We start from the raw sequence: 25379 nt of genomic DNA, 5'->3' as shown, positions 1-25379 counted from the left end.
TCGCAAACGTGCTTAAATTCCCGGCCGGCAGAAATGCGGAAGCCGGCCTGTAATGCTACAAGCCGGCTTTTCAGCAACGGAAACCCGACTAAGCGGTTACGCCGGCCAAACAGGCTTCTTCGCACTGCTTGCAGGCCTCAGCGCACATACGACAATGGTCGTGGTGCTCGCCGTGCTGGGCACATTCCACTCCGCAGGCATGACAGATTTGAGCACAGAGTTGCAGCAGGTGTTGGGCGTGCTCGGATCCACGGGCCACGAAGCGGGCAGTCAGGGCACAAATATCGGCGCAGTCGCGGTCCAGCTGAATACAGCGGGCCATCATCTTCACGTCCTGCTCTTGCAGGCAGGCGGTGGCGCAGTGCTCGCAGGCAGCGATACAGGCGTTGAGGGCAGCGAGGAGGCTTTGATTCTGATTGTGCATAGGAAAGAGGGTTAGGTGAACAGATAAGGCAACCCAACCGGGCCGCTATATAGGTATACCCCCCTGCTATCTGCGGTTTTATATATTACATCCCTTCCCTTGCATGATTTTGGGATTTCTCCACCGTAACTGGCACCACTTCGGCCTTGGTTACAAGTTTGGTCCAACTGTTACATTTCCCTTCTTAGCAGGGGGAACTGGTAGTCAGTCGGCGCAGGGGAAAACCCGCGTGAATCGTGGAGGGAAGATCTTCCCCCTACCCGGGAGCCGGGAAATGCTCGGCTAGAATAGCGGTGACCTTTTCCTTGGTCAACGGTTTGCTCAGAAAGCCAGCAATGGGCTGTCGCTGGACACGTCCCAAGTCCAGGGGGTGGAGCGAGGTAGTAAGCATAATGATGACAATGGCTGACTGCTGGTCCCGGGGCAGCTGCGCGTACGCTTCGAGAAAGGCCAGCCCGTTCATGACAGGCATGTTCATATCCAGCAGGATTAACTGCGGGCAGGGCGCGGCGGCCGGCGCCGAGCAGGTCTGCACGATGGTGCGCAAGGCCTGCTCGCCATTCTCGGCGAGCAGCACCTGCTCCGCTACCCCCATCCGGGTCAGCAACAGTTTGTTGAGGAAATTGGTGGTGCTGTCGTCATCGACTAGGAGCACGGTAGTTAACGGCGGCATAGAGCAAAAGAAGAAAAGGCGCTTAGGCAGGAAAGGTGACGGTGAAGGTCGTGCCCTGATGGGGCTGACTCTGCACCGAAATGGTGCCGCCCGCATTCTCCACCAGGCGCTTGCTGATGTAGAGACCCACGCCCGTGCCTTCCACGTGCGTATGCAACCGTTGGAACAGGCCGAAGAGTTGGCGCTGCTGCACCTCGCTCATGCCCAAACCATTGTCTTGCACTGCCAGCACCACTCCATTGGGCGTTTGCGCGGCGCGCACCAGCACCACCGAAGGCCGGTCGGGTGCCCGATACTTGATGGCGTTACTAAGCAGATTGTAGACCACGCTCCGCAGATTGGCCGGGGCGAAGGACACGACCAACTCCGGCGTCAGGTCCACGGTGAGCTGGGTCTGGGCGGCCAGGAGTAGGGGGGTTAAATCCAGGCGGACATCCTCCACCACCTGGGCCAGCACCACCGGTTCGACGGGACCGGTGTGGGCCAGTTGCAGCCGGGTCATATCGGTGAGCTGAGTGATGGTCACCTGGAAGCGGGCGATTGTTTTGTCCAGCAGCGCCAGCAGGTGGGCCACCATCTCGTCGTGCTGCACGGCGGCCGGTAGCGTCTCGCGCAAAGCCAGGACAATGCTTTCGATGTTGGTGATGGGCGCTTTCAAGTCGTGCGAGGCCGTGTAGACGAACGTATCCAGGTCCACGTTGGTGCGCGTGAGCTGCGTGTTGCTTTGGTTCAGCTCCTCGTTGGTGACTTGCAACTCCTCGTTAATGGCCGCTAGTTCTTCATTTAAGTCCTGCACCTGCTGGCGGGCCCGTACTTGGGCGGTGACGTCTACGGCCACGCACATAATGCTGGTGGTACGTCCTTCGGCATTGCGCAGGGGCACGTAGCTGAAGTTATAATAGCCCGGTTCCCCGTCGCGATGGTGGGGCAGCTGCGCCGCCTGCTCGTGGGCCACGTACTCCTGGCCCGAGTGCCAGATCTGCGCGAGCAGGTCGCGGTAGCCTTGGTCGGCCAGGGCCGGGAGCAGGTCGAAGTAACGTTGACCCAGTATTTGGTCTGGCGTGCTGCCCAACATCTGCCCCATGCTGGGGTTCACGACGTCGAAGATGTACTCTTCCCCGCGTACCACGAAAATGGCGACCGGCGCCTGTTCGAACACGTCCTGCAACTGCCGCTGCTGCGCGGCGCGTTCCTGGCGTGCCAGCACCTGCTCGGTCACGTCGTAGGCAAAAATGGAGATGCCCGCTACCTGACCGTTTTCCCGGTAGGCCTGGTAGGTGAAGTTGTAGTAGGCGCGGCGCGGCGGCTGCCCGGGCGGGGGCTGCGCCGTGAAGGGCATCTCCTGACCAAAGTAGGTCTCGCTGGTCTGGTACACGCGGTCCAGCAGGTCCCCAAATCCTTGGTCTTGTAGCTCGGGCACCGCCACGGCCAGGTCGAGGCCTACGAGTTGGCGGCCGGGGAACAAGGCCTGGTAGGCGGGGTTAACGTACTCGAAGCGGTGGCCAGGGTCGCGCAGCAAGGCCACGAGCGCAGGGGTTTGCTCAAACACCCGGTAGAACGTCAGGCGCTCGGCGGCCTGGCGCTCGGCCTCGGCGCGGGCGTGCTGATCGGCGGCATGGCTTGCGCGCAGGTGCACTTGGGCCTGCACTTCGGCCGTGACGTCGCGCGCGGAATGGAGTATGTAGAGTACCCGGCCCTGCGGATCCAGTAGCGGGGTATTGAGCGGGTGCCAGTGGCGCTCGACGAACTTGCCGGGGCGCTCGGGGTCGGGCACATCGTAGTGCTGGGGGGCCATCTCGTGCGGCTGCCCGGTGACGAGCACCTGCGTGAGCGAAGCGCGCAGGTTATGCACACTCTGAGCCTCGGGCGAGAGCGGGTTGTCGGGGAAGGCATCAAACAGGTACTGCCCTACCAGGCGCTCCCGCTTCGTCAGCGTGGCCCGCAGGTAGGCGTCACTGGCGGCTTCAATCACCAAGGCCGGTGAGAGCAGCATGTAGGGTGTGGGCAGCGCATGGAAGAGGAGCCCTACATCTAGTGCAACTGGCATAGTTATAAGTCAAGAAAGCTCGTAGCCGTAACGAAGGTACACGGTTTACCTACCTGACCTAACACTGAAAAATCAGAGCGCTGCAAACGAGTACGACCTGCCTACCAGGCCTCATGCCTCTTAGCTGGAGTGAATTCTAAAGATAGCCAGACCCATTTCAGAGAGCTATGCTGCTTCGATGGTAACGGCTGCTGGAGAATTCAACCCAATTAAACCCATGTAATATTTAAACCAAACTTTCAATCAAGGCCCACCTCGGCCTGCTGCAGCCGGCGGTACGTGGAAGGCGAACAGCGGGTCAGGCGCCGGAACTGACCGGAGAAGTGAGCCAGGCTGCTGTACCCCAGCCGCCGGGCAATGAGGCCCACGCCGAGGTCCGACGAGGCCAGCAGCTCCTGAGCATAGGCCAGGCGTTCGCCGAGGAGGAAACCCGCCAGGGTTTGGCCGGTGCCCAGCCGGGCAAAGGCCGCGCTAAGCTGCGGATACGACAACCCCAGCTCCTGGGCCACGGCCGCCCCAAAGGCCCGGTGCCGCAGCACCTCCCCCGGTTGACGCAGCCGCCGGTTTACCGCTCCGCTCACTCGTTCCACCAGCGTCTGGTGCCAGGTTTCAAGCAGCGCGAACCGGGCCGCTTCCAGCGCGGCCCGCACCCGGGGCCAGTCCACCGCTTCCGCCGGGCCGGCGACCGTAGCGGCGCCCAGCCGCACGTCGAGCACCTGCAGGCCCAGCCCTTCCAACTCCTGGCGCACCACCCGAATGCCGCGCGCGCACACCATGTGCTTGATGTAGAGCACAGTGGTAGGCGAAGCAGCATCGGGGTAAGGGACCATTAGTGCGCGGCGTTAAGGCAGGTAGATGCCGCGTTGCCAGCACTCGATGTAGTCCAGCCCCATGTGCAGCAGAAAGCCCACGGCCCACACCCGGGTGCGGGCGGGCACGAGCAGCAGCCCGTAGCCGCCGATGGCCCAGTAGGTGTGGAAGGTGTGGAAGTTGATGCTGCAGCGGTCCGGGTCGTAGAAGGGCGTGGCCCACAGGTGGTCCAGGTCGAGCAGCAAGGCCGCGGCCAGCACCAGCCAGACCCGCCGCCAGTGGGGCCGGTAAAATCCCAGGGCGACGAGGCCAGGCACCGTGATATGGAGAAAAGCGTGGAGCATCCCTTAGCGCACGGGCAGTACCGGATTGCGGTCCCCGGCCGGCGTCAGCGGCTGGGCATCCAACTCCTGGGGGTGGTCGTCGAGGCTCACTTCCTGGTGGGAAGCAAAGTATTGGGCTAGGGCCTTCTCGCCCACCAGCCAGAACACGACGGGTGTGACGATGATGTCCAGGAACGTCGAGGAGAGCAGGCCGCCCAGAATCACGGTAGCCACCGGATACAGGATTTCCTTGCCCGGCGCGTCCTTGGCCAGCGTCAGCGGCACCAGGGCCAGGGCTGCTACCAGGGCCGTCATCAGCACGGGCACCAGACGCTCCAACGAGCCGCGCACAATCATGCGCCGGCCGAACTTCTCGCCCTCGTGCTCCACGAGGTGGATGTAGTGGGATATCATCATGATGCCGTTGCGCGAGGCAATGCCGGTGAGCGTGATAAAGCCTACCAGCGAGGCGATGCTGAACGTGCCCCCCGTGAGCAGGACTGCCACCACCGAGCCAATCAGGGCCAGGGGAATGTTGAGCATGATCTGGCCGACCATGTAGGTGGACTTGAAGTGCGAGTAGAGCACCAGGAAAATGCCGGCCAGCGAAAACAAGCTCAGCCACAGGATCTTCTGGGAGGCCGACTGCTGGCTCTCAAACTGCCCGCCGTAGGTCAGGTAGTAGCCCGCCGGCAGCTTGACCTGCTGGCTGACTTTCTGCTGAATCTCTTTCACGGTGGAGCCCAGGTCGCGCTCGGCCACGTTCAGGGAGATGGTAATGCGGCGCTGGGTGTTTTCGTGGTTGACGGTGTTGGGGCCGGGCTCGTAGAGAATGTCGGCCACCTGACTGACGGGGATCAGCGCCCCGGTGGGCGTTTCAATGCGGGTCTGGCCGATGGCGGTCAGGTCGTTGCGCTGGTTTTCGGGCAGCTTGACGATCAAGTCAAAGCGCTGCTGGCCGTTAAGCATCTGCGACACCACGGCGCCCTGAAAGAGCGTTTCCAGGTCCTGCACCACTTCGCCCCGCTCCATGCCGTAGGCGCGCAGGGCGTCCTCGCGGGGGCGGATGAGCAGCTGGGGGATCTGCACCTGCTTTTCCACTTGCAGATCGACCACGCCCGGCACCGTGGCGGCCGCGGCGCGGATCTCATTGGCGTAGCGGCGCAGCTCCAGCAGGTCGTTGCCAAACACCTTGATGGCGACCTGGGCCCGCACGCCCGAGAGCAGGTGGTCCAGGCGGTGGGAGATGGGCTGGCCGATGTTGACGTTCACGCCGGTGATCAGGCTGAGCTTGTCGCGCATGTCGGCCAGGATCTCGTCCCGGCTGCGCATCTCGCGGCCTTCCTTTTCCAGCTCCTCCTCGGTTTTGAAGGCCACCTCGATTTCCGAGTTGTTGACGGACTCGGCGTGCTCGTCGAGCTCAGCGCGGCCCGTGCGGCGCGCCGTATAGGCCACCTCCGGAATCTTGAGCATCTGCTCCTCGCCGATGGTGCCCAGGCGGTTGGACTCGGTGAGGGAGGTGCCGGCGGGCGCGGAGAAGTTCACCGTCAGCGAGCCCTCGTTGAAGGGCGGCAAAAACTCGGTGCCGAAGAAGGGCACCATGGCCGCCGCCATCACAAAGAGCAACGCGGTGGAGGTGAGCACCAGCTTGGGGTGCTGCAAGCCCCACCCCAGCAGGCGGGTATCCTTTTTCTTGAGCCAGCGCACCAGGCCCCCGTCGGTTTCGGGGTGGTCCATCTGCTTCATCTTCGGCAGCAGGTAGTAGCAGAGCACGGGCGTGATGGTGAGCGAGACGAACAGCGAGGCCACGATGCTGGTGATGTAGGCGATGCCCAGGGGCGCGAAAATGCGCCCTTCCATGCCCTCCAGGGCAAACAGGGGCAGGAACACGAGCACCACGATGATGGTGGCGTACACGATGGAGTTGCGCACCTCCGAGCTGGCGGCGTAGATGACTTTCAGCACTGGACGCGGCTTGGGTAGCTGCCGGTTTTCGCGCAGGCGCCGGTACACGTTTTCCACGTCCACGATGGCATCATCCACGAGCTCGCCGATGGCAATGGCCAGCCCACCCAGGGTCATGGTGTTGATGGAGATGCCCGCCGCCCGGAACACGAGCGCCGTCACCAGCAGCGAGAGGGGAATCGCCACCAGCGAGATGAAGGTGGTGCGCACGTTGAGCAAAAAGGCAAACAGCACAATGATCACCAGGATGGCGCCGTCGCGCAGGGCTTCCTCCACGTTGGTGATCGACGACTCAATAAACTCCGACTGCTTGAACAGGCGGGTGTTTACCTGCACATCCTTAGGCAGGGAGGGCTTGAGCTCCACCAGCGCTTTTTCCACGGCCTCGGTCAGGCCCACGGTGGCCGCACCCGGCTGCTTCTCGATGCTCAGAATCACGGCCGGCTTGCCGTTCACGCTGCCGTCCCCGCGCTTGAAGCGGGCGCCGAACTCTACGCGGGCGATGTCGACCACGCGCACCGGTGACTGCTCGCGGTAGCCCACGATGATGTTTTCAATGTCCGTGACCGAGCGCAGGCGGCCCAGGTTGCGGATGAGCACCTCCGAGCCGTTGCGGTCGAAGAAGTTGCCGGTGGTGTTCAGGTTGGAGTTGCGCAGCGCGTCCTCCACCTGGTTGACGGTGATGCCCGTCGCGTTCAGGCGGGCCATATCCAGCAGCACCTGGTACTGCAGGTTGTCGCCGCCAATGGGGATGACCTGGGCCACGCCGGGGATGCTGAGCAGGCGCTGGCGCACGGTGTAGTTGGCCAGGGTGCGCAAGTCGGCCGCGTTCGTTTCCTTGCCTCCCGACAGCCCCACGAGCATGATCTGGCCCATCACCGAGGAGATAGGGCCCAGCACCGGCGTGATGCCCGTGGGCAGCTGCTCGCCCACGGTCTGCAGCTTTTCGCTGACGATCTGGCGGGCGGTGAAGATGTCCGTGCCGTAGTCGAACTCCACGAACACCATGCCCAGGCCGATGGCCGAGTTTGAGCGCACGGCCGACACGCCGGTGGCCCCGTTCAGGGCCGTTTCCACGGGCAGCGTCACCAGCGCCTCCACTTCCTCGGGGGCCATGCCCGGGGATTCGAGGAAGACGGTCACGCGGGGACGGTCCAAGTCAGGCAGCACGTCCACGGGCAGCTGCTGGGCCGTGTACGCCCCAGCCAAAAGCAGGCCCACGGCGAAGGTCAGCATGAGCAGGCGGTTCTGCAGGGCAAAGCGAATTATCTTATCAAGCATCGGTGGTTAGCGCAAAAGAAGGCGGCGGGGTGCCGGCCCTTCGGGTAAGCCCAGGAAATGGGGAGGTGCTGCGGGGGTTGCGGTCGGCCGGTTCCGCCCTATTTTTTGGGGCGAGGGGTGCGAGCTGAGGAGTGGGTGGTCATGATTTGCCACTGGCCGGTGGCGTTCTTGCGCAACACGGACGTGGCCACCCCGCGGCGGACGATGGGCGCCTTGGCTTCCTTCTCCTTGGGATCGGGTTTCAGGTTGATGGTATAGGTGTAAGTTTCCGTGGCGAAGGCGTAGGGGCCATCCACCTGCACCGCGGCTTTGTAGTCGCTGAAGGTGAAGGCCTTGAACTCCTTCAGCTCCGGCGCCAGGTGGTGGGCGGCGTAGTGTTGGTAGGTGCCTTCCACGCCCCCGACTCGAACACCTGCGAGTTGGCCGTGAACAGGCGGTGGGTGCCCGTGGTGTCCAGCTTCTGCACGGCCTGTTGGTACTTGGTCAGTGTCGTTTTGACGGCGGCCTCGTCAGCCGCGGACCCGGGGACAGAGGCCACAGCGGCCGGGGTGGTCTGCGCCTGCGCAGATTGGGTGGCAACAGAGAGGGTAGCGGTCAGCGCCGCGAAGGCAAGAATATCTTTCATGGGCGGGGAAGAGAAGGCCCCCGGTGGGGGCTGATAGATTACTGGTTGAGGTAAATGGATTTGAGCTGGTAGGTGCCCGTGGTGACGACCCGGTCATTTTCGTTGACCTCCCCCTGGGTTAGCACGGTCTGCTCGCCGTTGACGGCGCCGGGCTGCACGTACTGAATCTTAAAGCGCTCGGGCGCGGTGTGCACGAACACCACGGGCTTGCCGTTCAGGTCGGTGACGGCCGAGGTAGGCACCACCAGCTGGGGCTCGCTGCCGCCACTTTGGCCGACTACCTGCACGTTCACGGCCTGGCCCGCGCGGTAGGCGCTGCCGGCCGCGCCGTCGAGTTCGAGCACCAGCTGTCGGGCTTGATTCACGGGGTTCACCACGTTGCTGAACACCACCAGGCGGGCCGCTACCCCGGCCTGGCCCTGCAGGCCTTCCACCCGGAACTTCGCCCCGGGCGACACCTTGGCCATATCCTGGGCAAACACCTGGGCTTCGACCCGCAGCTTGCTGGGGTTGATGACGCGGAAGAGCTCATCCCCCTGGTTTACTTGCTGGCCCACGGCCAGCGAGAAAACGTCCACCGTGCCGCTGATGGGCGAGAGGATAGACACGCGGCGGTTGCTGGCCTGGTCGTTGTAAATGCTGGCGTTCTGCCGGGCCTGGCGCAGGCGCAGCTCGGCGGCCACCACGTCCTTGCGGGCGGCGATGTCGGCAATGCTTTGCAGGCGGGCGTACTCCTGCTGAGCCGCGCGCAGCTCGGCCTGGGCGTTGGCCCGCTCCGTGCTGAGCCCGATCTGCTCGGTCGCGGCCAGGGTTTGCTCGATGACGGCCAGCGTCTGCCCGGCCCGCACTTGCTGGCCCACCCGGGCGGGGAGGCTGACAATGCGGCCCGTTTGGGGCACCACAATCGGCCCTTCGCCGCCGGCGGCGGCCGAGACCGTGCCGTAGAGCGTGGCCCGGCTGTAGGTTTGCGAGAAGCTGGCCAGGCTGGTGCCTACCTTGAACAGAAACTGGCTTTCCTTGGGCAGCAGCACCTCATCGGTGAGGGCCAGGCCGGGGCTTGCGGGGGCGGCGGCCCCGTGGTCTTCTCCCCCGTGGCCGAGCACCGCGGCGGGTGGGGGCAACAGCACGGAGAGCACCAGCGTGGTGGCGGCCGCGGCGGCGAGGAATTTATGCTTGGTTTTCATAGACAGCAGGTGTAGGCGTGGAAAGGGACTCTTCGGCGCGGCGCGGGCGGCGGCGCAGCAGCAGGGCCGTCAGGCCAATGCCGAGGGCAAAGGCGCCCACCAGGGCCAGCACGGTTTTCCAGGAGGAAAACGGGGAGGTGGCCACCGGCGCGGCAGCGGCTACGGGCAGCTTTTGGCCGACCTTAATGCCTTCGAGCAGCAGCAGATCCGCTTGCTCCCCGGCCACGATGTTGGCCGTGAAGCTGTAGGTCTTGTTGGCCGGAAACTCCCCTTCCACCAGGTAAATGCCGGGTTCCTGCTCCGTCACCGCCCACTTCAGGTTCGCGTCTTCCGGGTTGGTCAGGGTCAGCTTGGCGCCCTTAATGGGGGCGTTGGTGGCGTAGTCGGACAGGAACAGGCGTAGGTCAGCGGGCTGGCCGCCTTCCAGTGGCTCGTAGCGCAGCAGCACTTCAAACTGTTCGGACAGGGCCGCCACGGAAAAGGAGGTGGCCCCGGCGGGCGTGCCGGCTTGGGCTCCCTCGCCGTGGTCTTCGCCCCCGTGGGCGTGGGCGCGGCTCACGAGCAGCAAACCCAGCAGTAGCATCAGCAGTTGTTTCATCTTATTCACCTCGCAGGTAGTTGAGCTCCACCAGCGCCTGCTGGTAGTCGCGGATGGTCGTCAGGTAAGTTTGTTGAATGGTGAAGGCCTGATTCAGACTTTGGATCAGGAACAGGTAGCTGATTTCGCCCGCCCGAAACAGGCGCTGCGACTGGCTGATGATGGCCCCTGCCTGGGGCACGCCGGTTTGCTCGTAGTACGCCAAGGAAGTCGAAAACTTGCGCGTGTCCGCCAGCGCCTGTTGGTACTGGCTGCCCAGCTCCAGGCGCTGGGTTTGCAGCTGGTAGTCAGCGGAGCGCGCGCGGGCCGTGGCCGCCTGCAGCTGGGAGCGGTAGGTCCAGAACCAAATAGGTACCGACACGCCAAACTGAAAGCGGTACTTGAGCGCCGAGTTTTCAAAGGCCTGATTCTGATAGCCTACGGTCAGCGCCGGCGTGCGCCGGGCCCGCACCAGGCTGATGCCGGACTGGCTCAGGGCCACACCCTGGGTGGCGTAGGCCAGGGCCGGGCTGCGCAGCAGGGCGCTGCTGTCTTCCTGGGGTAAGCCCCGAAGCAGGGCCGCCCCCGTTTGGGTGAGCTCCCGGCCCGTTTGGCGCAGGTCGGTGCTCGCCACCAGCGTCGCCGTGGGCTGGCCCAGCAGCAGGCCCAGGCGGCGCTGGGCGGCGCGCAAATCGTCGGTGGCCTGCTGCAGCTGCACGGTTATCTGCCGGGCCTCCGCGTCGGTGCTGATGCGCTGCAGGGAGGTGACTTCCCCGGCCGCGAATAGCCGGTCCGTGGCCAGGCGCAGGGCCCGATACAAGCTGTCCTGGGCCGTGAACTGCCGCACCTGCGCCGCGGCGAACTGCAGGTTCAGGTACGCAAGCCGGGTGTCGCGCAGCACGCTAGCGCGGCTGACCTCGCGGTTGCGCTCGGCCAGGGTGATGCCGGCCTGGGCCACTTGGCGCTGCCGGCGGTACACGTTGGGCAGGTCAATGGTTTGCACCACGCCCGGGGCCCACATCTCGCCCGTGGGCGCCGCCAACAGAAAGTCGGGATTGGCGGGCGCGAAGGAGCCCCGTTTGAGGGCGCGCTGCTCGGCGATGTCTTCGTCGGCCTGGCGCAGCCGCGGGTGGCGGCGCAGAGTCTGGGCCTCGGCGCTGTCCAGGCTCAGGACCGTCTGCGCCCGTACCGGCCCTGTGCCGACGCCCAGCAGCAGCCCCAGCACGAGCCCGAGCAGGGAAAACCAACTCCAACCTATTCCTTTCATTTCAGGGTACTTCATACAATCAGGTTTTAACTCGCCTTCGCGCCGTCCCCTACTGGTGGGGGACGGCGCGCGGCCCAGAGGCTTGGGGTCAGGATGGCCGCCCCGGCCGACGTTGCTTAGCTCTTTTTGACCAGGGCCATGCCGCACTTAGGGCAGCTGCCGGGCTTGTCGCTGGCACTGCCTTCGCACTGCATGGGGCAGAGGTAGGCGGCCCCCACGGCCTTCGCCTGCGCGGGCTTGGCCGCGTTCAGCTTCTCAAACCGCGCCGACAGGGTTTTGCCCCCCGCTTTCAGGTTGACAATGGCCGTGCGCAGGGCCGTGCCGGCGGGCAGCTTGGCGACCAGGTGGTCCCCGGTCGGGGTGAGCGCCACGGTGCTGGTTTTATTGGCCGTGGTCAGCAGCATCACCGAGCCGGTCGGCCGGGCGGGGGTTACCGTCGCCTCGTTGGCGTCGAGCAGGTACACGTGGAGCTCCGTGGGGTGCTGCACGAGTTCGATGTGCAGGGTGCCGGCCGTGCGTACGATGCCGCCGTGGGGGGACTTATGCGCGTGCGATTCGCCCGCGGCTTTGTGGCCGTGCGGCGCGGTATTGGGCTTGTGGCTGTGCTGGGCCGAAAGGGATAGAGGGGCGGCGAGCAGCGCAGCGGCTATCAGGAGGTGGGAGAATTTCATGGAGAGGGGGTTAAGAAAGGTAAAGAGAGGTAAGGGACCGCAGGGCCTACATTTTGTCGGCGTTCTGCTGGTGCCAGGCCTTGAAAGCAGCGATTTCCTGCTGCTGCGCGGTGATCATCTGCTGCGCCATTTCCTTCAGCTTGGTGTCCTTGCCGTGGGCCAGCTCGGCCTGGGCCATGTCCACGGCGCTCTGGTGGTGCACGGTCATCAGCATGTTGAAGTTCATGTCCGGGTCAGCCACGGGCTTGGGCATGTTCTGCATCATGCCGTCCATCGACGCCTTCATTTTGCTGGTGAAGGGGTCCGCAGGATCATTGGGCTTATAGTTGGTGGGGGCATTGTCGAGGCGGGTGGCCGCCGCTTCTAGTGCCGCGATTTCCTGTTGCTGGTCGGCTTTGATCTTCTCCGCCATCTGGCGCATGGTCGCATCTTTGCCGTCACGCAACTGAATGTCCGCCATGACTACCGCGCCCTTGTGGTGCTCGAGCATGTGGTGGGCAAAGTCGTGGTCGGTGTTGCCCTTGGGCTTAGCCGCGTGCATCTTGGTCATCATCTCGTTCATGGCCACCAGCTGCGGCGAGCTGCCGGCCGCGGCGGCACTATCGTGGCCCATGGCCGAGTGGTCCATGCCCGCCATGTCCCCGGAGGCAGTGCCTTCGGATGTGGTCGTTTCGGTCGTGGTGGCGGTGGAATCGGCCGTCTTATCGCTGTTGCAGCTGGTGATCAGCAGGGAGCCCGAGCAGAGGGCGGCGAGGAAAAAAGCGGAGTGTTTCATACGGGTTGGTTGAGAGAGGTGAAAGGAAGCCGGGGACGAGCTGCGGCCCGTTAGCTGACGGCGGGACCGCCGACGTTAATGGTGAAGTCGCCGGTGTGAATCTTGCCCCCATGGTTGAACTGCAGGAAGACACGGTAGAGACCGGGCTTCTCGAAGTTGGTGTTGAAGCCGATGTTAGGGCCCTTGTCGGCCTGGTCGTTGGGGTGCACGTGCAGGTACTGCTCCGTGTCCTCGCTGATCACCACCACGTGGCCTAGGGCGCCGAGGTAGTTCTCCAGGTTCGTCACGGGCTGGCCGCCCTGGGTGATGTTGATTTTCATGCCCAGCAGCTGGTCCGTTTGCAGGGGCTTGTCAAAGGAAAGGGTAGCCTGGTAGCCGTCCTTCTCCCACTGCATATCGTCATTTTTAAACTTGACCGGCGTGTAAGCCGGGCCCTTGACAGTGAGGGGCTGACGGCCCAGCTGGTGGCCAGCGCCCGTGGGGGTGTAGTCCTGAAACAGCACATAGTCGCCGCCCTTGGGGAAGGTGTACTCCACCTTATAGTCGCCCGCGGCGGTGTACTCAGGATGCTCGTGGTAGAACTGGCCCAGGTCCTTGGAGACGATGATCAGGTGAATTTTCTTTTCGTGGACCACGGCCAGCGGCACCGGCGCGGACTCCTTACCCGTTTCGCGAGGCGTGAACGCCAGCGTGGTGGGCTGCCCGGCGGTGACCTCCGTAGGGGTCGGTACGAGCTTCATCTCGTAGGATTTGCCGTTGGCTACCTGATCGTTGTGCTCCAGGTTCATGCCGCACTTGGGGCACTTCTCCCCTTCCTTGGTGCTGGTGACTTCGGGGTGCATGGGGCAGGCGTAGGTGTGGCCGCCGCTGTGCTCGGCGGTGCCTTCGGCCGGGCCGTTGGTGGGCGTAGTGACGGTGTTGGTGGCGCTGCTGGACGCGGATTCGGACGAGCAGCTGGCCGTGGTGAGCAGGCTGGCCACAGCCAGCAGGGAAAGCGGTAAGCGGTACATAAAGAAGGGATTGGGGGTTGAACAGGGGGCCACTTAGGAGGTAAGCAGCCCAGGGCGCCGCCGGGGCGTTAGGCCTGCCACTGCTGCCAGAGCACGAAGCCCAGCACGGCGGCCACCCCGGCGTAAAGCAGGAAGGAAAGCAGGCGGCGTACCGGCCCCCGGGGGGGAGGGGCGCCTGCCTCTTGGCAACAACTCTTCATTGTCGGGCAGGTAAACCAGGAAGAAAAGGAGAAGGTGGGGGGAGCGCACTTAGGCGCTCGGAGGACACGCCAACGCAAAGGCTCGCCCCGGACATAGCATAGCTATCCCGGGGCGAGCCTTTGGCACGTCAAGGAATCAGACCGTCAGGGACTGAATGAAAATCCGGATATCGGGTATTTTAGGGGGTAGGTGCTCGCGGAGCACCAAAACGACGGCGTGGGTGCGGTCCCACTGGCCGGCGGCCGGCCGGAAAAAGAAGTCGGTGCTGGCCGGCAGCAGGGCCGGAGCGGTTGATACCAGGTGCTTTTCGCCGGGCGTCGCGAGCGACTTAAGAATGGCAGCCGAGTTGTCCTGGCAGCAGTCCTGGTCTTTGCCCGCGGGCTTGGAGTCGTGCTTAGCAGTGGCGTGCTTCGCTAGCTTCTGCTGCGCTGTTTTCTTCGCGTGGCCCTGGCAGCCGGGGTGCGAGGGTTTTTCAGCCACTACCAAGGCCTTAGCCACCGGCGCAACCGGCACGGGCTGGAGGGTGGCGCACCAGCACTGGCCCACGAACACGTTGACGAAGACGAGCAGGAAGCTCGTCGCCAGCAAACGGCGGAACAGGAACAGGCTACGGAACATAACGGGTGCTAAGCAGCTGCAAAACTAGGCTTCTGCGCAGAAAGTGCAGCACTGCTCCTTTACTGTTATTTCCAAGGAAGAGTTCCAGCGTGGGTCAATCGCCCCCTGGGCCCCAGGGTCAAATAGGCGCTTTACAAGGCATATAACAAGTTTCTGACTAAGGAATGACCCGCGGACAGCTTTGGCGACCGCAAAATTATGCAAGCGTGCGACCCAATTATATAAATCGGTGCCGGGGAATAATGCCCCTTGCCCCCAGTAAACCCCCGCTGGGCTCGGTTTTGGTTAATGCTTCATAGGCACCCCGGCGGGTGATTTCCCCTTACCGAGTTGATCCAGGGCGGCTCGAAAGCCCGTGGCCAATTGCGCAGCCGGGCCGCGCCCGTAATAGTGCAAGAACATCATCCGGGGCTGATCGAAGAGCATGTGGTTGTGGACGGCCACCACCTCCAGGTTGTGGGCCCGCAGGACCTTGATTACTGGGTTCACCTCGTGCTCGAGCATGGTAATGTCCCCCGCGATGTGGCTGTCGGCCTGCTTGCCGGCAAAGGCCGCCCACGAGTTCAGGCCGATGGCGGCCGTCATCTCGGTGCCCATCATGATTGACTGCAGATCGGCCCGGCCCACCGTGTACTTGTAGGTGGGACCGTTCACTACGCCCTGATACCCCACCAGCTTGTCCAAGGCCGGCAGGTCAAACAGCTCCTTGCCCGTGGGCGGCCCGGCGCTAGGCGGGGCGTTGGTGCCCGGCTGCGCCGGCGTGGTCGCCACGGCGGGCTTCGGTTGATTGGCCGGCAGCAGCTTGGAGTCTTTCAAGGCCGCGGCAAACTTCTGCGCCAGCTCCGCCGGCGAGCCCATGCCGTGAATGTGCATGTAGAAGATGCGGGGCTCCTCGTAGAAGAAGTGGTTGTGTACGGCGCCGATCTCTAGGCCCTGCGCCAGCGCCGCTGACATCAGTGGGTTGACTTCTTCCTGCAGCAAAACGGTATCACTCATGAGCATGGCGGACTTACCGTCCAGGGTGTGCTTGAGGGCCACCCAGCCGCCGAAGCCCAACGAGATGGGCACGGGCTCCCCTTTGATGGTTACCTTCAGATCGTTGCGGGGCAACGCCGTGGTGTGGGTTGCTTGGGGTTCCACATAAGTGCCTTTCTTGCCCAGCGCGGCTTCCACGGCCGCTATTTCCGCGGCCGTGAGCGCCGGGGTTTTAGCGGCGACCGAGGCCGCTTCACTAGCCGGAGCTGGCAGGGTGCCCAGCAAGACCGGGGTGGTAGCCAGCGCGGCCGTCTTGAGCCAGGCACGGCGGGAAAAGCGGGAATCAGGCATATAGCAGAGCTAGAATAGCGTTACACGGCAGTTTATACGCAGCCTACGTAAAGCGCCAGCAGAGAGTACAGCGGATCGGCTTTAGCCCTACCCCTAGCCACCGGATCGGCGCTTCAAATTATGCAAGTTTGAGGTAGGATTTCGTACCAACTCCGGGCGTAACCCGCCGTTCCTTTGTAAGGTGTTTATGGGTCCTGTTCAGTTGCTACGTATGCTCCTGTCCGGCACCCTTTGCCTCTACCCTCTTATGGAACCTACCACTAAAACCGAGACCCTGGACATTGAAGGCATGACCTGCGCCTCCTGCGCGTCCTTCGTCGAAAAGTCCCTGACCCGTACCCCCGGAGTGCATCGGGCTGTGGTCAACTTTGCCACGGAAAAAGCCACCGTGGATTACGTGCCCACCCAGGCCACTCCCGCCACGCTGAAAGAAGCCGTCGTGAACGCCGGCTACGGCGTCACCGAGCGCGCCCCGACACCAGCGCCGCCGACCGGCAGGCCGAAATCGACCAGCAGAAAGCGCTGGCTTACCAAAAGCTCAAGCGCCGCTTCTGGGTGGCTACCGCCTTGGCCGTGATCATCATGCCCCTGAGTATGCTCATGCTGTGGCCGGCCCTGATGCAGCGCATTAATATGCAGTGGCTCAACTACGGCCTGCTCGTGCTCACCCTGCCCGTGCTGCTCTACAGCGGCCGCGAGTTCTTTACCTCGGCCTGGAACGGCTTCAAGCACCGCGCCGCCAATATGGATACCCTCATTGCCGTGGGCACCGGCGCGGCCTTTCTCTACAGCCTGGCTGCCACGGTAGCACCCGACTGGTTTATGCGCCGCGGGCTGATGCCCGAAGTGTACTACGACACCACCGCCACCATCATCGCCCTGATTCTGCTGGGCAAGGTGCTGGAGCTGCGGGCTAAAACCCAGACCTCGGCGGCTATCAAGGCCTTGATGGGGCTGCAGGCCAAAACCGCCCGCGTGGTGCGCCCGGGCGGTCAGGAAGTAGACGTGCCCATTGAGCAGGTCCAACTTGGCGACCTGGTGGTCGTGCGCCCCGGCGAGAAGGTGGCCACCGATGGCCTCATCGAGGAAGGCCACTCGGCCGTGGACGAGGCCATGCTCACGGGCGAGAGCCTGCCCGTGGAGAAGAAAACGGGGGACCCCGTATTTGGCGCTACCCTCAACAAAACCGGCTCCTTCCGCTTCCGCGTCACCAAGGTCGGCGCCGACACCATGCTCGCGCAGATTGTCAAGCTGGTGGAGGATGCCCAGGGTAGCCGCGCCCCCATCCAGCGCCTGGCCGACAAGGTCAGCGCCATCTTCGTGCCCACGGTGGTCGTCATTGCCATTCTCACCTTCGTGCTCTGGTTTGATTTGGCCCCCGTGGAAGCGCGCCTGCCGCTGGCTTTAGTCAACTTCGTGGCGGTGCTTATCATCGCCTGCCCCTGCGCGCTGGGATTGGCCACCCCCACCGCCATCATGGTCAGCACCGGCAAAGGGGCCGAGCATGGCGTGCTGATTCGCAACGCCGAGGCCTTGGAAAAGGCCTATCAAGTCGATACCGTGCTGCTCGATAAAACGGGCACCATCACCCGCGGCGAACCGGCCGTCACGGACTTTGTGCCGGCGGATGGGCAGCCGGCTGACCAACTCCTGCAGGTCGTGGCAGCGGTGGAACGGCAGAGCGAGCACCCGCTGGCGGAAGCCGTGGTGCGCTACGCCGATGCCCAACAGGCCCCTGTGATTTCCGCCACGGGTTTCCAGGCCATCGAAGGCAAAGGGGCTAAGGCGTCCGTGAATGGGCAGGCGGTGCTCATCGGTAATGCGCGGCTGCTGGAGGAAGCGGGTATTATGCTGCCGGAGGCCGTGCGCCGGCAGGCTGAGGAGTTGCTCGCCCAGGCCAAGACTGTGCTATATGTCGCCGTTAACAAGCAGGCCGTGGGCCTTATCGGCGTGGCCGACACCGTGCGGGAGACCTCGGCCGCAGCCATCAAACGGCTGCAGGCGATGGGCATTGAGGTGGTGATGATGACCGGTGACAACCCCCAGACCGCAGCCCAGGTGGCCGGACAGGTCGGCATCAAGCGTTTCTTCGCCGAGGTGCTGCCCAGCGGCAAGGCTGGCAAGGTGAAAGAGTTGCAGGCCGAAGGGCGCACGGTGGCCATGGTCGGCGACGGCATCAACGACGCGCCAGCCCTCGCGCAGGCCGACATCGGCTTGGCCATGGGCGGCGGCACGGACGTGGCGATGGAAGCGGCCGGCATCACGCTCATGCGCTCGGATCTACAGGGCGTGGTCACCGCCATTGACCTCTCGCGCCAGACCATCCGTACCATCAAGCAAAACCTGTTTTTCGCCTTTATCTACAACACGTTGGGTATTCCCATCGCGGCCGGGCTGCTGTACCCCTTCTTTGGGCTGCTGCTCTCGCCCATGCTCGCCGCCGGGGCCATGGCCCTGAGCTCGGTGTCGGTGCTCACCAACTCGCTGCGGCTGCGCAGCTTCTCTCCCGTTAAAAACTAAGTGTATGGATATCGCCGAAATCATCGTGACCCTGACGGGTGTGGCCCTGGCCGGGTTTGTCATCTGGTACTTCTTCTTCTCCGCGCGCCAGACGGCCAGCGCCGTCTCTTCATCCAGCGGGGTGCAGGAGGTAGATATCACCGTGAAGGGCGGCTACTCGCCCGACGTGATTGAGGTGGAGCGCGGCAAGCCCGTGCAGCTGAGCTTCTACCGGGATGAAGAAAATAGCTGCTCGGAGGAGCTGCTCATGCCCGACTTCAGCATCCGCCGGGACCTGCCCGCCTTCAAGACCACCCTGGTGGAGCTGCTGCCCCAGCAGGCGGGTACCTTTACTTTCACCTGCGGCATGGGCATGCTGCGCGGGAGTCTGGTCGTTAAATAAGTGAGTTTTCCTACCATGACGCACCACGTGAACCCCTCGCACACGCTGCCAGCGCCCGGCACCCGGCGCCTGCTGATTAAAAACATGGTCTGCCCCCAGTGCATCCGCGTGGTGCGGGAGGACTTGAGCGCCCTGGGTTTGCAGGTGCATCACGTGGCCCTGGGCGAGGCCGACGTGACCGTGCCCGGGGAGGCCGAGCCGGACTGGGCCGCGATCCGCGCGACCCTGCTAGCGGCGGGCTTTGCCCTGCTGGAAGACCCCGGGCGCAGCTGGTGGAACAAATCAAAACCCACCTGGTCACCCTCATTCACTACCCACCGCCGGGCCCGCGCCTGCTCAACTACTCGGATTCCCTGGTCGAGGAGCTGGGCCGCGACTACCACTACCTTTCCCACCTTTTCTCCGCCGAGGAAGGCCTCACCATTGAGAAGTTCATCATCCGCCAGAAGGTGGAGCGGGCCAAGGAGCTCATCGGCTACGGCGAGCTGACCATCGCCGAAGTGGCCCAGCAGTTGGGCTACAGCAGCCCGGCCCACCTCTCGCGGCAGTTCCGGCAGGTGACGGGCCTCACGCCCACCGAATTTCAAAAGCTGGGACCGGCCAGCGCCGCCCGGCGTAGCTTAGACTCCTTGGTGTAGGTCGCTAAATTATGCAAGAGAAAAGGCCGGTGGCATAAAAACCGGGGCAGTAAGCGGGGGTTTGTATAGCTCACCCTACTCCCCCTGTCCCGTGAATATGTTCCGCCTTTTCCGATTGCCCTTGTTGTTACTGCTCGTTATTAGCGTCCTGTTCACGGCCTGTCAAAAGGGCCACGACATGGACGACATGGCTATGGACAGCGCTTACATGAACATCATGATGGACATGATGACGCAGATGGATGCGCAGGTTAAAACGCAGGACCCCGATCACGACTACGCCGCCCAGATGGTCCTGCACCACGAGGCCGCCATCAAGATGGCGGAAGAGCAGCTGCGGACGGGCACCAACCAGGAAATGAAAACCACGGCCCAAGCCGTTATTACCAAGCAACGCGCCGAAATCGCCCAATTCAATGCCTTCCTGAACGGGCACCAGCCCATGCCGCCCTTCGTTCCGCAGTTCAACCAGCTGCAGAAAACCAACATGGACAAGATGATGGCCGCCAGCGACGCCCGCAGCATGACGGCCAAACCCGACGTTGACTTTGCCCAGCTCATGGTCGACCACCACCAGGCGGCCATCGACAACTCCGAGGCCCTGCTGCAGTACGGGCGCAACGCCACCACTCGCGCCCTGGCCCAGGCTATTATTGCCGACCAGCGCCAGGAAATTGCGGCGCTCCAGAATTGGCTCACGCGCAATCGTTAGTCCCGCCTCACCCACCAAAAAAGGCAGCTCCCCATGAGCTGCCTTTTTGCGTTTGGGGTGCCGGTAATGTAGAGAGCGTTGCCCCGCTCGGCCCCAGCAACTGCGTAAGCGATTGATAGGCAGCGGGAAATTATGCAAGCAGAAGCGAGTGGAGGATAAATCCACGGCGCTGTCGGGCCGTTTTGGTAGATATCTATGTCTCACTAATTTACTACCTGCTATGAACAAGTTTTTTCGCTTCCCCCTCCTCGCGCTGAGTTTACTGAGCATCAGCCTCTCGATGGTCAGTTGCAGTAAAGATGAGGGGGGCTTGGTCCTGGTCACCCCCACGATGCGAGCCCGTACATGCGTAACATGCACGAGGGGATGACCCTGATGGAGTCGATGCCGAAGACCCAGGATCCGGACATCGATTACGCGAGCATGATGATTGTGCATCACCAGATCGCCATCAAAAACAGCCAGGAGGAGCTCCGCAGCGGCAAGGACAGCGAAATGAAGGCCATGGCGCAGATGATTATTGCAAAGCAGGAGGCGGAGATCGCCCAGTTTCAGGCTTTCCTGGCGGGCCACCCCGCGCACGCCCCGGCCGTGCCGGCGTTCAATATGCTGCAAATGATGAACATGACGCAGATGATGCAGGCCGTCGATCTGCGCCCGCTAACGGGTAATCCGGATTTTGACTTTGCCCAGCTCATGGTCGACCACCACCAGGCGGCTATTGAGAACTCGGATGCCCTGCTCAAATACGGCCGGGAAAATGTGACCAAGGCTTTGGCCGAGCAAATCATTGCCGACCAAAAAATGGAAATCAAGGAATTGCAGGAGTGGCTGCTGGCCAACAAGAAATACTAGGCCCGCTTTCCTCCTCTACTAACGGCAGTGGGCTTTTTAGCCCGCTGCTTTTTTTCATGTTACCCTTCTGCCCATGAACACGCACAATACCCCGTGGGCCCCCGCCTGGGCGCTCTGGCTGTGGTTCGCGCTCACGCTGGTCTCCGTGCTGTATGTGGCCTGGGACCTGATTACCCGGACCCCGGAGATGAAGGTGATGAAGTGGGGCTGGGTGCTGGTGACCCTGTATACGGGGCCGGTAGGCCTGCTTATCTACTGGTTTTCCTGCCGGGAGCCCTCCCCGGCACGCACGAGGCGTTTGTGGCGCCGCTCTGGAAGCAGGCCGTAGGCTCCACGATCCACTGTGCGGCGGGCGACGCGACGGGCATTATCGTGGCCGCCGCTATCACCGGCTACTTCGGTCTGAGCATGGGCGTGGACATCTGGATAGAATACGCCGCCGGCTTTGCCTTCGGGCTGTTCATTTTCCAAGCGCTGTTTATGAAGGACATGATGGGCCTGAGCTATGGGGAAGCCCTGCGTCAGTCTTTTCTGCCGGAGTGGATGTCGATGAACGCCATGATGGCCGGCATGCTGCCTACCATGGTCATTCTGATGAGCCGCGACATGCGCGCCATGGAAGCTACGTCGCCCTGGTTCTGGGCGGCCATGTCGGCGGCAACCCTAGTGGGCGTGGTGGTTTCTTACCCGGTCAACTACTGGCTCGTTAAAAACCAGCTCAAGCACGGCATGGGTACCGAGCGGGCGCTGGGCAAAGGCGGCACGGCGAAAGAAGAAGTCAGTTTGCCGGCGCATGACGGCCATTTTATGGCTAGCATGTCGCCCGCCCTGCCCCCGGCCGCCGCGCACGCGGGGCACACCAGGGCCGCGCTGCCCATGGACATGGCGGGCGGCGGCCGGGTATCGGGCTTGCGCAAGGCGGTTGTCACCTTGCTTACGCTGCTCATGCTCGCGGTCGGCTACTGGCTGGCGGCCCGCTACGGGGACTTATCAATGCGACCGGGGACGCCCATGGAGGCTATGCCGGGCATGGACATGCCGGGCCACCAGATGTAAATAGCCCGCTGCCGTCTTTCTGGATAGGCCCTTCCGATGTTAGGCTTAGCTGCCGCGCCAGCCGAAGGCCGGCGGATGACGCCCCTGCGTTGAGTTGCCTGCTCTTGAGTGCTTCTGGGCATCCTAGACGCTTTATTGGCCGGGGGCAGGTAGCCAACCGCACCAACAGGCCATCCAACGAACCCTGCTGGGTTACTTTCGGGCCGTTGGTGGTGCGCTTAGTTTCGGGGTAGAGCAACCACCGCCCGTTAAGTGCTGCTGTTCAGGCTGGCCTTGATTTTCTTGTGTGGCTTGTACTACTTAATTAACTGCGCCCTAAAGTGAGCGCTGCGCCATTTCACTACGCCTACGGCCTAAGCTGTTACGGTGAACAACTGGAAATTATGCAAGCCACAGTTAACTTTCTTTATTTGTACAAATTCTAAATAGATCTACCTTTGTGCCATTATTACCCCTAAGGCACTCTGATGACCCGTTTCGCATACCCTAACTCTGCCCTTATTTGGGGCAGTCTGGCGCTTTTTACCCTACTTTGCTTGCCGCCGGCCCTAGCGCAGCAAGCCCCCGCCGCGGATACCACCCGCCACCAGACCCTAAGCGAAGTCACCGTGACCGGCGCGGCCACGCATTTTGCGGCGCCCGTGGATGGCACCACCATTACGGCTGGTCGCCGCAACGAGCTCATCACGCCCCGCGACGTCAATGCTAATTTAGTGCAGAACAACATGCGCCAAGTGATGGCCCGCATTCCCGGCCTGATGGTGTGGGAAAACGACGGCTCTGGTCAGCAGATTAACGTGGCCACCCGAGGCCTGAGCCCCAACCGCAGCTGGGAGTTCAACACGCGCCAGAACGGCTACGATATGAGTGCTGACGCTTTTGGCTACCCCGAGGCCTACTATAATCCGCCCATGGAGGCGGTGGAGCGCATCCAACTGCTGCGCGGCGGCGCGGGCCTGCAGTTCGGACCCCAGTTTGGGGGCTTGCTCAACTACGAGCTCAAGCGCGGCGCCCGCGACAAGAAAATCGAATTTGAAACCAGCAACACGGCTGGCTCCAACGGCTTGTTTAACTCCTACAACGCCGTGGGCGGCACCGTAGGCAAGGTAAACTACTACGCCTACTACCGCCACCGCCAGGGTGACGGCTGGCGGCCGTCCAACCAGTTTCGCGTCGACGATGTGCACGGCAACGTGCACGTGGCCCTCACCGAGCGCCTGACCCTGAACGCGGAGCTGACCTACCTGACCAACCGCTTGCAGCAGCCCGGCGGGCTCACGGACGCGCAGTTCGCCCAAGACAGCCGCCAGAGCACTAGAGAGCGCAACTGGCTCAGCACCCCCTGGCTGATTCCGGCCCTCACCCTGGACTACAAGGCTAGTGAGCGGACGCGCGTGAACCTGAAGACCTTTGGCCTGGTGGCGTCGCGCAACAGCGTGGGCTTTGTGGCCGGGCTGCCCGCCCCGGACAGCGTGAACCGCCGCACCCAGCAGCTGGCTGCCCGCCAGGTGGACCGCGACGACTACCGCAACCTGGGCGCCGAGCTGCGCCTGACCCAGGACGTGGACCTGCTGGGCCGCACCCACACGCTGGCCACCGGTTTGCGGGCCTACCGCGCTACTACCTTGCGGCGCCAGCGGGGCACGGGCACCACGGGCTCCGACTACGACCTGAGCTTGACCGGCAACGGGCTTTTCACCAACGAGTTTGATTTCACTACGACCAACGCCGCCGCGTTCGCTGAGCTGCTGCTGCACCTGAGCCCCGGCTGAGCGTCACGCCGGGCCTACGCTACGACTACCTGCGCAACACGGGCCGCGGCTACCTGGGCCGGACGGCCAACGGAGGCGAAAACCGCGTACCCGACCAGCAAAGCCAGCGCAACGTGCTGCTCTATGGCTTGGGCGCTGAATTTATCGTCTCGCCCACGACCAACCTGTACGCCAACTACTCGCGAGCCTTCCGGCCCGTGCTCTTCGGCGATTTGGTGCCGCCGGCCACCGCGGACGTCATCGACCCCAACTTGAAGGATGCGCGCGGCTACACGGCCGAAGTGGGGTACCGCGGCAACTATAAGAACTGGCTGCGCTTCGATGTGGGCTACTTCTTCCTCAACTATGAGGACCGCATCGGCACCATCCGCCGCCCCGTGCCCGGGGCACGGTGGGCCAGACCCAGCAGTTTCGCACCAACCTGGGCCGCACCCAAACGCACGGGCTGGAAGCCTACGCCGAGCTGGACCTAATTCACTCGCTGACCGGCAATTTCAACTTGCCCCACCTCGATCTGTTCGCGGCCCTGAGTTTGCTTGACGCCCGCTACGGCAGCCTGCCCGTGACCACCCTCACTGGCACCGGCACCGGCACCCAGATTGTGGAAAGCAACCTCGACGGCAAGGTTGTGGAAAACGCCCCGCGCCAAACCCTGCGCACGGGCCTCACCTTCGCCCACAAAGGGCTGTCCATGACCGGGCAGTTCAGCCACGTGGGCAAAGTGTACGCCGATGCCAACAACACCGAGGAGCCCACGGCCAACGCCCAGACCGGCGCCATTTCGGCCTACCAGGTCGCCGACTTTTCCGCCACCTGGAAGCTGGGTCAAAAGGGCCGCTACCGCCTCAGCGGCGGGATCAACAATGTGTTCGATGCCCGCTACTTCACCCGCCGGGCGGGCGGCTACCCCGGCCCCGGCATCCTGCCCGCCGACGGCCGCACCTGGTTTGCTGGCCTGGGCCTGACGCTGTAGCCGCGCGAGCGAATAGCGACAGTAAGCGAGGCAAGGTAAGCTGGAGATGGCCTGACAAGAGCACACGGGAAGGCTTACCTAGAAGTACTTACCCTCACACACTTATTCCTCACTAGGAACCTTTGCCGGAGCAAGACAGTAAAGGGGGAGCCGACAAGTTGCTCTTGTCGTTACCTTTGCCACTGATGCGCCTGCTGTCTCTGTTTTTCGCCCTCTACTTCGCGTGCCTGTCAACGATGACGTGCACGGACGAGGTAGTAGTGTGCCAGGACCAGACACCCACCACCGTCACCGCGGCCTCCCATTCGGACGGCGGCTCGGATGCTCTGGGCGATTGGTGCTCGCCCCTGTGCCAGTGCCACTGCTGCGGGGGCGTCGTCATGACCTGGTCTACCCCGCGGCTGGGGACTTTCCCCACCCGGTGGAATGGGGCAGTAGCCCCCCCACGGCCAGCTGGTCATGGCGGCCCCCACGCGGGCCTTAGGCGCGGTGTGGCAACCGCCCCGGGCCTAACCCTTCCTTTTTTTCCTGCTGACTTCCCGCCCGGGTCGCCGCTTGCTGTGTGCAAGTGGGCCACCCGGCCGCGGGCGTACTGCGCCCCCTCGCAAGTCATTCCGCCCCAACCGCTTCCGCTGTCACTAGCCGAAGTCGCCGGGCCGCAGGGTCCTTTTCGGAAGTGTTAGACTTAACCCCC

The 25379-nt window shown here is 63.3% G+C and carries 28 protein-coding genes; 11 read left to right on the top strand and 17 right to left on the bottom strand.

Annotation, left to right across the window (positions count from 1 at the left end):
• Positions 1–88: 88 nt before the first annotated feature.
• The 17 genes from H9L05_RS22160 to H9L05_RS22085 form a co-directional block, all read right to left on the bottom strand.
• Entirely contained in the window at positions 89–424 is a 336-nt protein-coding gene (locus tag H9L05_RS22160) for a four-helix bundle copper-binding protein (RefSeq protein ID WP_187734542.1), read from the bottom strand.
• A 256-nt stretch (positions 425–680) separates the two neighbouring features.
• Positions 681–1097: a response regulator gene (locus H9L05_RS22155; RefSeq protein WP_187734541.1), complete on the bottom strand. Its 417-nt coding sequence runs from the start codon at positions 1095–1097 to the stop codon at positions 681–683.
• A 22-nt stretch (positions 1098–1119) separates the two neighbouring features.
• Positions 1120–3144: a PAS domain-containing sensor histidine kinase gene (locus H9L05_RS22150; protein ID WP_187734540.1), complete on the bottom strand. Its 2025-nt coding sequence runs from the start codon at positions 3142–3144 to the stop codon at positions 1120–1122.
• Between the two features lie 239 nt (positions 3145–3383).
• Positions 3384–3938 (bottom strand): helix-turn-helix transcriptional regulator, encoded by a 555-nt coding sequence (locus H9L05_RS22145; protein ID WP_187734539.1) that lies wholly within the window; start codon positions 3936–3938, stop codon positions 3384–3386.
• A gap of 48 nt (positions 3939–3986) precedes the next feature.
• On the bottom strand, positions 3987–4298 hold the full coding sequence (locus H9L05_RS22140) for a DUF6122 family protein (RefSeq protein ID WP_187734538.1): 312 nt from the start codon (positions 4296–4298) through the stop codon (positions 3987–3989).
• 3 nt (positions 4299–4301) lie between these two features.
• A complete protein-coding gene (locus tag H9L05_RS22135; RefSeq protein WP_187734537.1) occupies positions 4302–7523 on the bottom strand; it encodes an efflux RND transporter permease subunit in 3222 nt (1073 codons plus the stop codon).
• A gap of 98 nt (positions 7524–7621) precedes the next feature.
• Complete coding sequence (locus tag H9L05_RS22130; protein ID WP_187734536.1) at positions 7622–7918, bottom strand: Cif family virulence factor; 297 nt, start codon at positions 7916–7918, stop codon at positions 7622–7624.
• A complete protein-coding gene (locus H9L05_RS22125) occupies positions 7867–8148 on the bottom strand; it encodes a hypothetical protein (protein ID WP_187734535.1) in 282 nt (93 codons plus the stop codon). The genes H9L05_RS22130 and H9L05_RS22125 overlap by 52 nt, the downstream gene beginning before the upstream one ends.
• Before the next feature lie 38 nt (positions 8149–8186).
• The gene (locus tag H9L05_RS22120; RefSeq protein WP_187734534.1) at positions 8187–9332 is read right to left on the bottom strand and encodes an efflux RND transporter periplasmic adaptor subunit; all 1146 of its coding nucleotides are present in this window, start codon (positions 9330–9332) and stop codon (positions 8187–8189) included.
• Positions 9316–9930 carry a hypothetical protein gene (locus tag H9L05_RS22115; protein WP_187734533.1) on the bottom strand — a complete coding sequence of 205 codons (615 nt, stop codon included), beginning with the start codon at positions 9928–9930 and terminating at the stop codon, positions 9316–9318. The genes H9L05_RS22120 and H9L05_RS22115 overlap by 17 nt, the downstream gene beginning before the upstream one ends.
• Before the next feature lies 1 nt (position 9931).
• Positions 9932–11191 (bottom strand): TolC family protein, encoded by a 1260-nt coding sequence (locus H9L05_RS22110; RefSeq protein ID WP_187734532.1) that lies wholly within the window; start codon positions 11189–11191, stop codon positions 9932–9934.
• Between the two features lie 101 nt (positions 11192–11292).
• Entirely contained in the window at positions 11293–11847 is a 555-nt protein-coding gene (locus tag H9L05_RS22105; protein WP_187734531.1) for a heavy metal-binding domain-containing protein, read from the bottom strand.
• A 46-nt stretch (positions 11848–11893) separates the two neighbouring features.
• Positions 11894–12475: a DUF305 domain-containing protein gene (locus H9L05_RS22100; protein ID WP_373285394.1), complete on the bottom strand. Its 582-nt coding sequence runs from the start codon at positions 12473–12475 to the stop codon at positions 11894–11896.
• Positions 12476–12672: 197 nt separating this feature from the next.
• Positions 12673–13632: a heavy metal-binding domain-containing protein gene (locus H9L05_RS22095; protein WP_187734529.1), complete on the bottom strand. Its 960-nt coding sequence runs from the start codon at positions 13630–13632 to the stop codon at positions 12673–12675.
• A 68-nt stretch (positions 13633–13700) separates the two neighbouring features.
• Positions 13701–13832, bottom strand: coding sequence for a hypothetical protein (locus H9L05_RS25535; RefSeq protein ID WP_262891932.1), 132 nt, complete (start codon positions 13830–13832; stop codon positions 13701–13703).
• Between the two features lie 136 nt (positions 13833–13968).
• On the bottom strand, positions 13969–14451 hold the full coding sequence (locus tag H9L05_RS22090; RefSeq protein ID WP_187734528.1) for a hypothetical protein: 483 nt from the start codon (positions 14449–14451) through the stop codon (positions 13969–13971).
• 285 nt (positions 14452–14736) lie between these two features.
• On the bottom strand, positions 14737–15777 hold the full coding sequence (locus H9L05_RS22085; RefSeq protein ID WP_187734527.1) for a DUF1259 domain-containing protein: 1041 nt from the start codon (positions 15775–15777) through the stop codon (positions 14737–14739).
• Positions 15778–16024: 247 nt separating this feature from the next.
• Here H9L05_RS22085 and H9L05_RS26590 point away from each other — a divergent pair, with 247 nt between their 5' ends.
• From H9L05_RS26590 to H9L05_RS22035, 11 genes are all read left to right on the top strand, one after another.
• Entirely contained in the window at positions 16025–16354 is a 330-nt protein-coding gene (locus H9L05_RS26590; RefSeq protein WP_317175218.1) for a heavy metal-associated domain-containing protein, read from the top strand.
• Positions 16333–18297 (top strand): copper-translocating P-type ATPase, encoded by a 1965-nt coding sequence (locus tag H9L05_RS22080; protein WP_317175217.1) that lies wholly within the window; start codon positions 16333–16335, stop codon positions 18295–18297. Before H9L05_RS26590 ends, H9L05_RS22080 begins: the two co-directional genes overlap by 22 nt.
• A gap of 4 nt (positions 18298–18301) precedes the next feature.
• Positions 18302–18679: a cupredoxin domain-containing protein gene (locus H9L05_RS22075; RefSeq protein ID WP_187734526.1), complete on the top strand. Its 378-nt coding sequence runs from the start codon at positions 18302–18304 to the stop codon at positions 18677–18679.
• A gap of 272 nt (positions 18680–18951) precedes the next feature.
• Positions 18952–19317: a helix-turn-helix domain-containing protein gene (locus tag H9L05_RS24485; RefSeq protein ID WP_223285033.1), complete on the top strand. Its 366-nt coding sequence runs from the start codon at positions 18952–18954 to the stop codon at positions 19315–19317.
• Between the two features lie 97 nt (positions 19318–19414).
• A complete protein-coding gene (locus tag H9L05_RS22065; protein ID WP_187734525.1) occupies positions 19415–20029 on the top strand; it encodes a DUF305 domain-containing protein in 615 nt (204 codons plus the stop codon).
• A gap of 345 nt (positions 20030–20374) precedes the next feature.
• Entirely contained in the window at positions 20375–20884 is a 510-nt protein-coding gene (locus H9L05_RS27125) for a DUF305 domain-containing protein (protein ID WP_187734524.1), read from the top strand.
• Between the two features lie 93 nt (positions 20885–20977).
• Positions 20978–21940, top strand: a complete 963-nt coding sequence (locus tag H9L05_RS22055) for a DUF4396 domain-containing protein (protein WP_317175216.1) — start codon at positions 20978–20980, stop codon at positions 21938–21940.
• 536 nt (positions 21941–22476) lie between these two features.
• Positions 22477–23712 carry a TonB-dependent receptor family protein gene (locus H9L05_RS22050; RefSeq protein ID WP_187734523.1) on the top strand — a complete coding sequence of 412 codons (1236 nt, stop codon included), beginning with the start codon at positions 22477–22479 and terminating at the stop codon, positions 23710–23712.
• Positions 23709–24185, top strand: coding sequence for a TonB-dependent receptor domain-containing protein (locus H9L05_RS25515; RefSeq protein WP_187734612.1), 477 nt, complete (start codon positions 23709–23711; stop codon positions 24183–24185). Before H9L05_RS22050 ends, H9L05_RS25515 begins: the two co-directional genes overlap by 4 nt.
• Positions 24104–24685: a TonB-dependent receptor domain-containing protein gene (locus H9L05_RS25510; protein ID WP_187734522.1), complete on the top strand. Its 582-nt coding sequence runs from the start codon at positions 24104–24106 to the stop codon at positions 24683–24685. The genes H9L05_RS25515 and H9L05_RS25510 overlap by 82 nt, the downstream gene beginning before the upstream one ends.
• 185 nt (positions 24686–24870) lie before the next feature.
• Positions 24871–25368 (top strand): DUF6660 family protein, encoded by a 498-nt coding sequence (locus tag H9L05_RS22035; protein WP_187734521.1) that lies wholly within the window; start codon positions 24871–24873, stop codon positions 25366–25368.
• Positions 25369–25379: the final 11 nt, after the last annotated feature.

It is taken from the genome of Hymenobacter qilianensis, assembly GCF_014489555.1.
In the GTDB taxonomy this organism is placed as follows: Bacteria; Bacteroidota; Bacteroidia; order Cytophagales; family Hymenobacteraceae; genus Hymenobacter; species Hymenobacter qilianensis.
The sequence above is the reverse complement of the archived record's forward strand: the minus strand, read 5'-3'. Positions and strand labels throughout refer to the sequence as shown.

Bases quoted from the DNA above. Each gene is read 5' to 3' on its own strand.
- H9L05_RS22075 (WP_187734526.1), top strand. From the start codon at position 18,302: ATGGATATCGCCGAAATCATCGTGACCCTGACGGGTGTGGCCCTGGCC.
- H9L05_RS25535 (WP_262891932.1), bottom strand. From the start codon at position 13,832: ATGAAGAGTTGTTGCCAAGAGGCAGGCGCCCCTCCCCCCCGGGGGCCG.
- H9L05_RS27125 (WP_187734524.1), top strand. From the start codon at position 20,375: ATGCGTAACATGCACGAGGGGATGACCCTGATGGAGTCGATGCCGAAG.
- H9L05_RS26590 (WP_317175218.1), top strand. From the start codon at position 16,025: ATGGAACCTACCACTAAAACCGAGACCCTGGACATTGAAGGCATGACC.
- H9L05_RS22115 (WP_187734533.1), bottom strand. From the start codon at position 9,930: ATGAAACAACTGCTGATGCTACTGCTGGGTTTGCTGCTCGTGAGCCGC.
- H9L05_RS22090 (WP_187734528.1), bottom strand. From the start codon at position 14,451: ATGTTCCGTAGCCTGTTCCTGTTCCGCCGTTTGCTGGCGACGAGCTTC.
- H9L05_RS22035 (WP_187734521.1), top strand. From the start codon at position 24,871: ATGCGCCTGCTGTCTCTGTTTTTCGCCCTCTACTTCGCGTGCCTGTCA.
- H9L05_RS22100 (WP_373285394.1), bottom strand. From the start codon at position 12,475: ATGGACCACTCGGCCATGGGCCACGATAGTGCCGCCGCGGCCGGCAGC.
- H9L05_RS22150 (WP_187734540.1), bottom strand. From the start codon at position 3,144: ATGCCAGTTGCACTAGATGTAGGGCTCCTCTTCCATGCGCTGCCCACA.
- H9L05_RS22160 (WP_187734542.1), bottom strand. From the start codon at position 424: ATGCACAATCAGAATCAAAGCCTCCTCGCTGCCCTCAACGCCTGTATC.
- H9L05_RS22110 (WP_187734532.1), bottom strand. From the start codon at position 11,191: ATGAAGTACCCTGAAATGAAAGGAATAGGTTGGAGTTGGTTTTCCCTG.
- H9L05_RS22095 (WP_187734529.1), bottom strand. From the start codon at position 13,632: ATGTACCGCTTACCGCTTTCCCTGCTGGCTGTGGCCAGCCTGCTCACC.
- H9L05_RS22105 (WP_187734531.1), bottom strand. From the start codon at position 11,847: ATGAAATTCTCCCACCTCCTGATAGCCGCTGCGCTGCTCGCCGCCCCT.
- H9L05_RS22085 (WP_187734527.1), bottom strand. From the start codon at position 15,777: ATGCCTGATTCCCGCTTTTCCCGCCGTGCCTGGCTCAAGACGGCCGCG.
- H9L05_RS22155 (WP_187734541.1), bottom strand. From the start codon at position 1,097: ATGCCGCCGTTAACTACCGTGCTCCTAGTCGATGACGACAGCACCACC.
- H9L05_RS22135 (WP_187734537.1), bottom strand. From the start codon at position 7,523: ATGCTTGATAAGATAATTCGCTTTGCCCTGCAGAACCGCCTGCTCATG.
- H9L05_RS22120 (WP_187734534.1), bottom strand. From the start codon at position 9,332: ATGAAAACCAAGCATAAATTCCTCGCCGCCGCGGCCGCCACCACGCTG.
- H9L05_RS22065 (WP_187734525.1), top strand. From the start codon at position 19,415: ATGTTCCGCCTTTTCCGATTGCCCTTGTTGTTACTGCTCGTTATTAGC.
- H9L05_RS22125 (WP_187734535.1), bottom strand. From the start codon at position 8,148: ATGAAAGATATTCTTGCCTTCGCGGCGCTGACCGCTACCCTCTCTGTT.
- H9L05_RS22140 (WP_187734538.1), bottom strand. From the start codon at position 4,298: ATGCTCCACGCTTTTCTCCATATCACGGTGCCTGGCCTCGTCGCCCTG.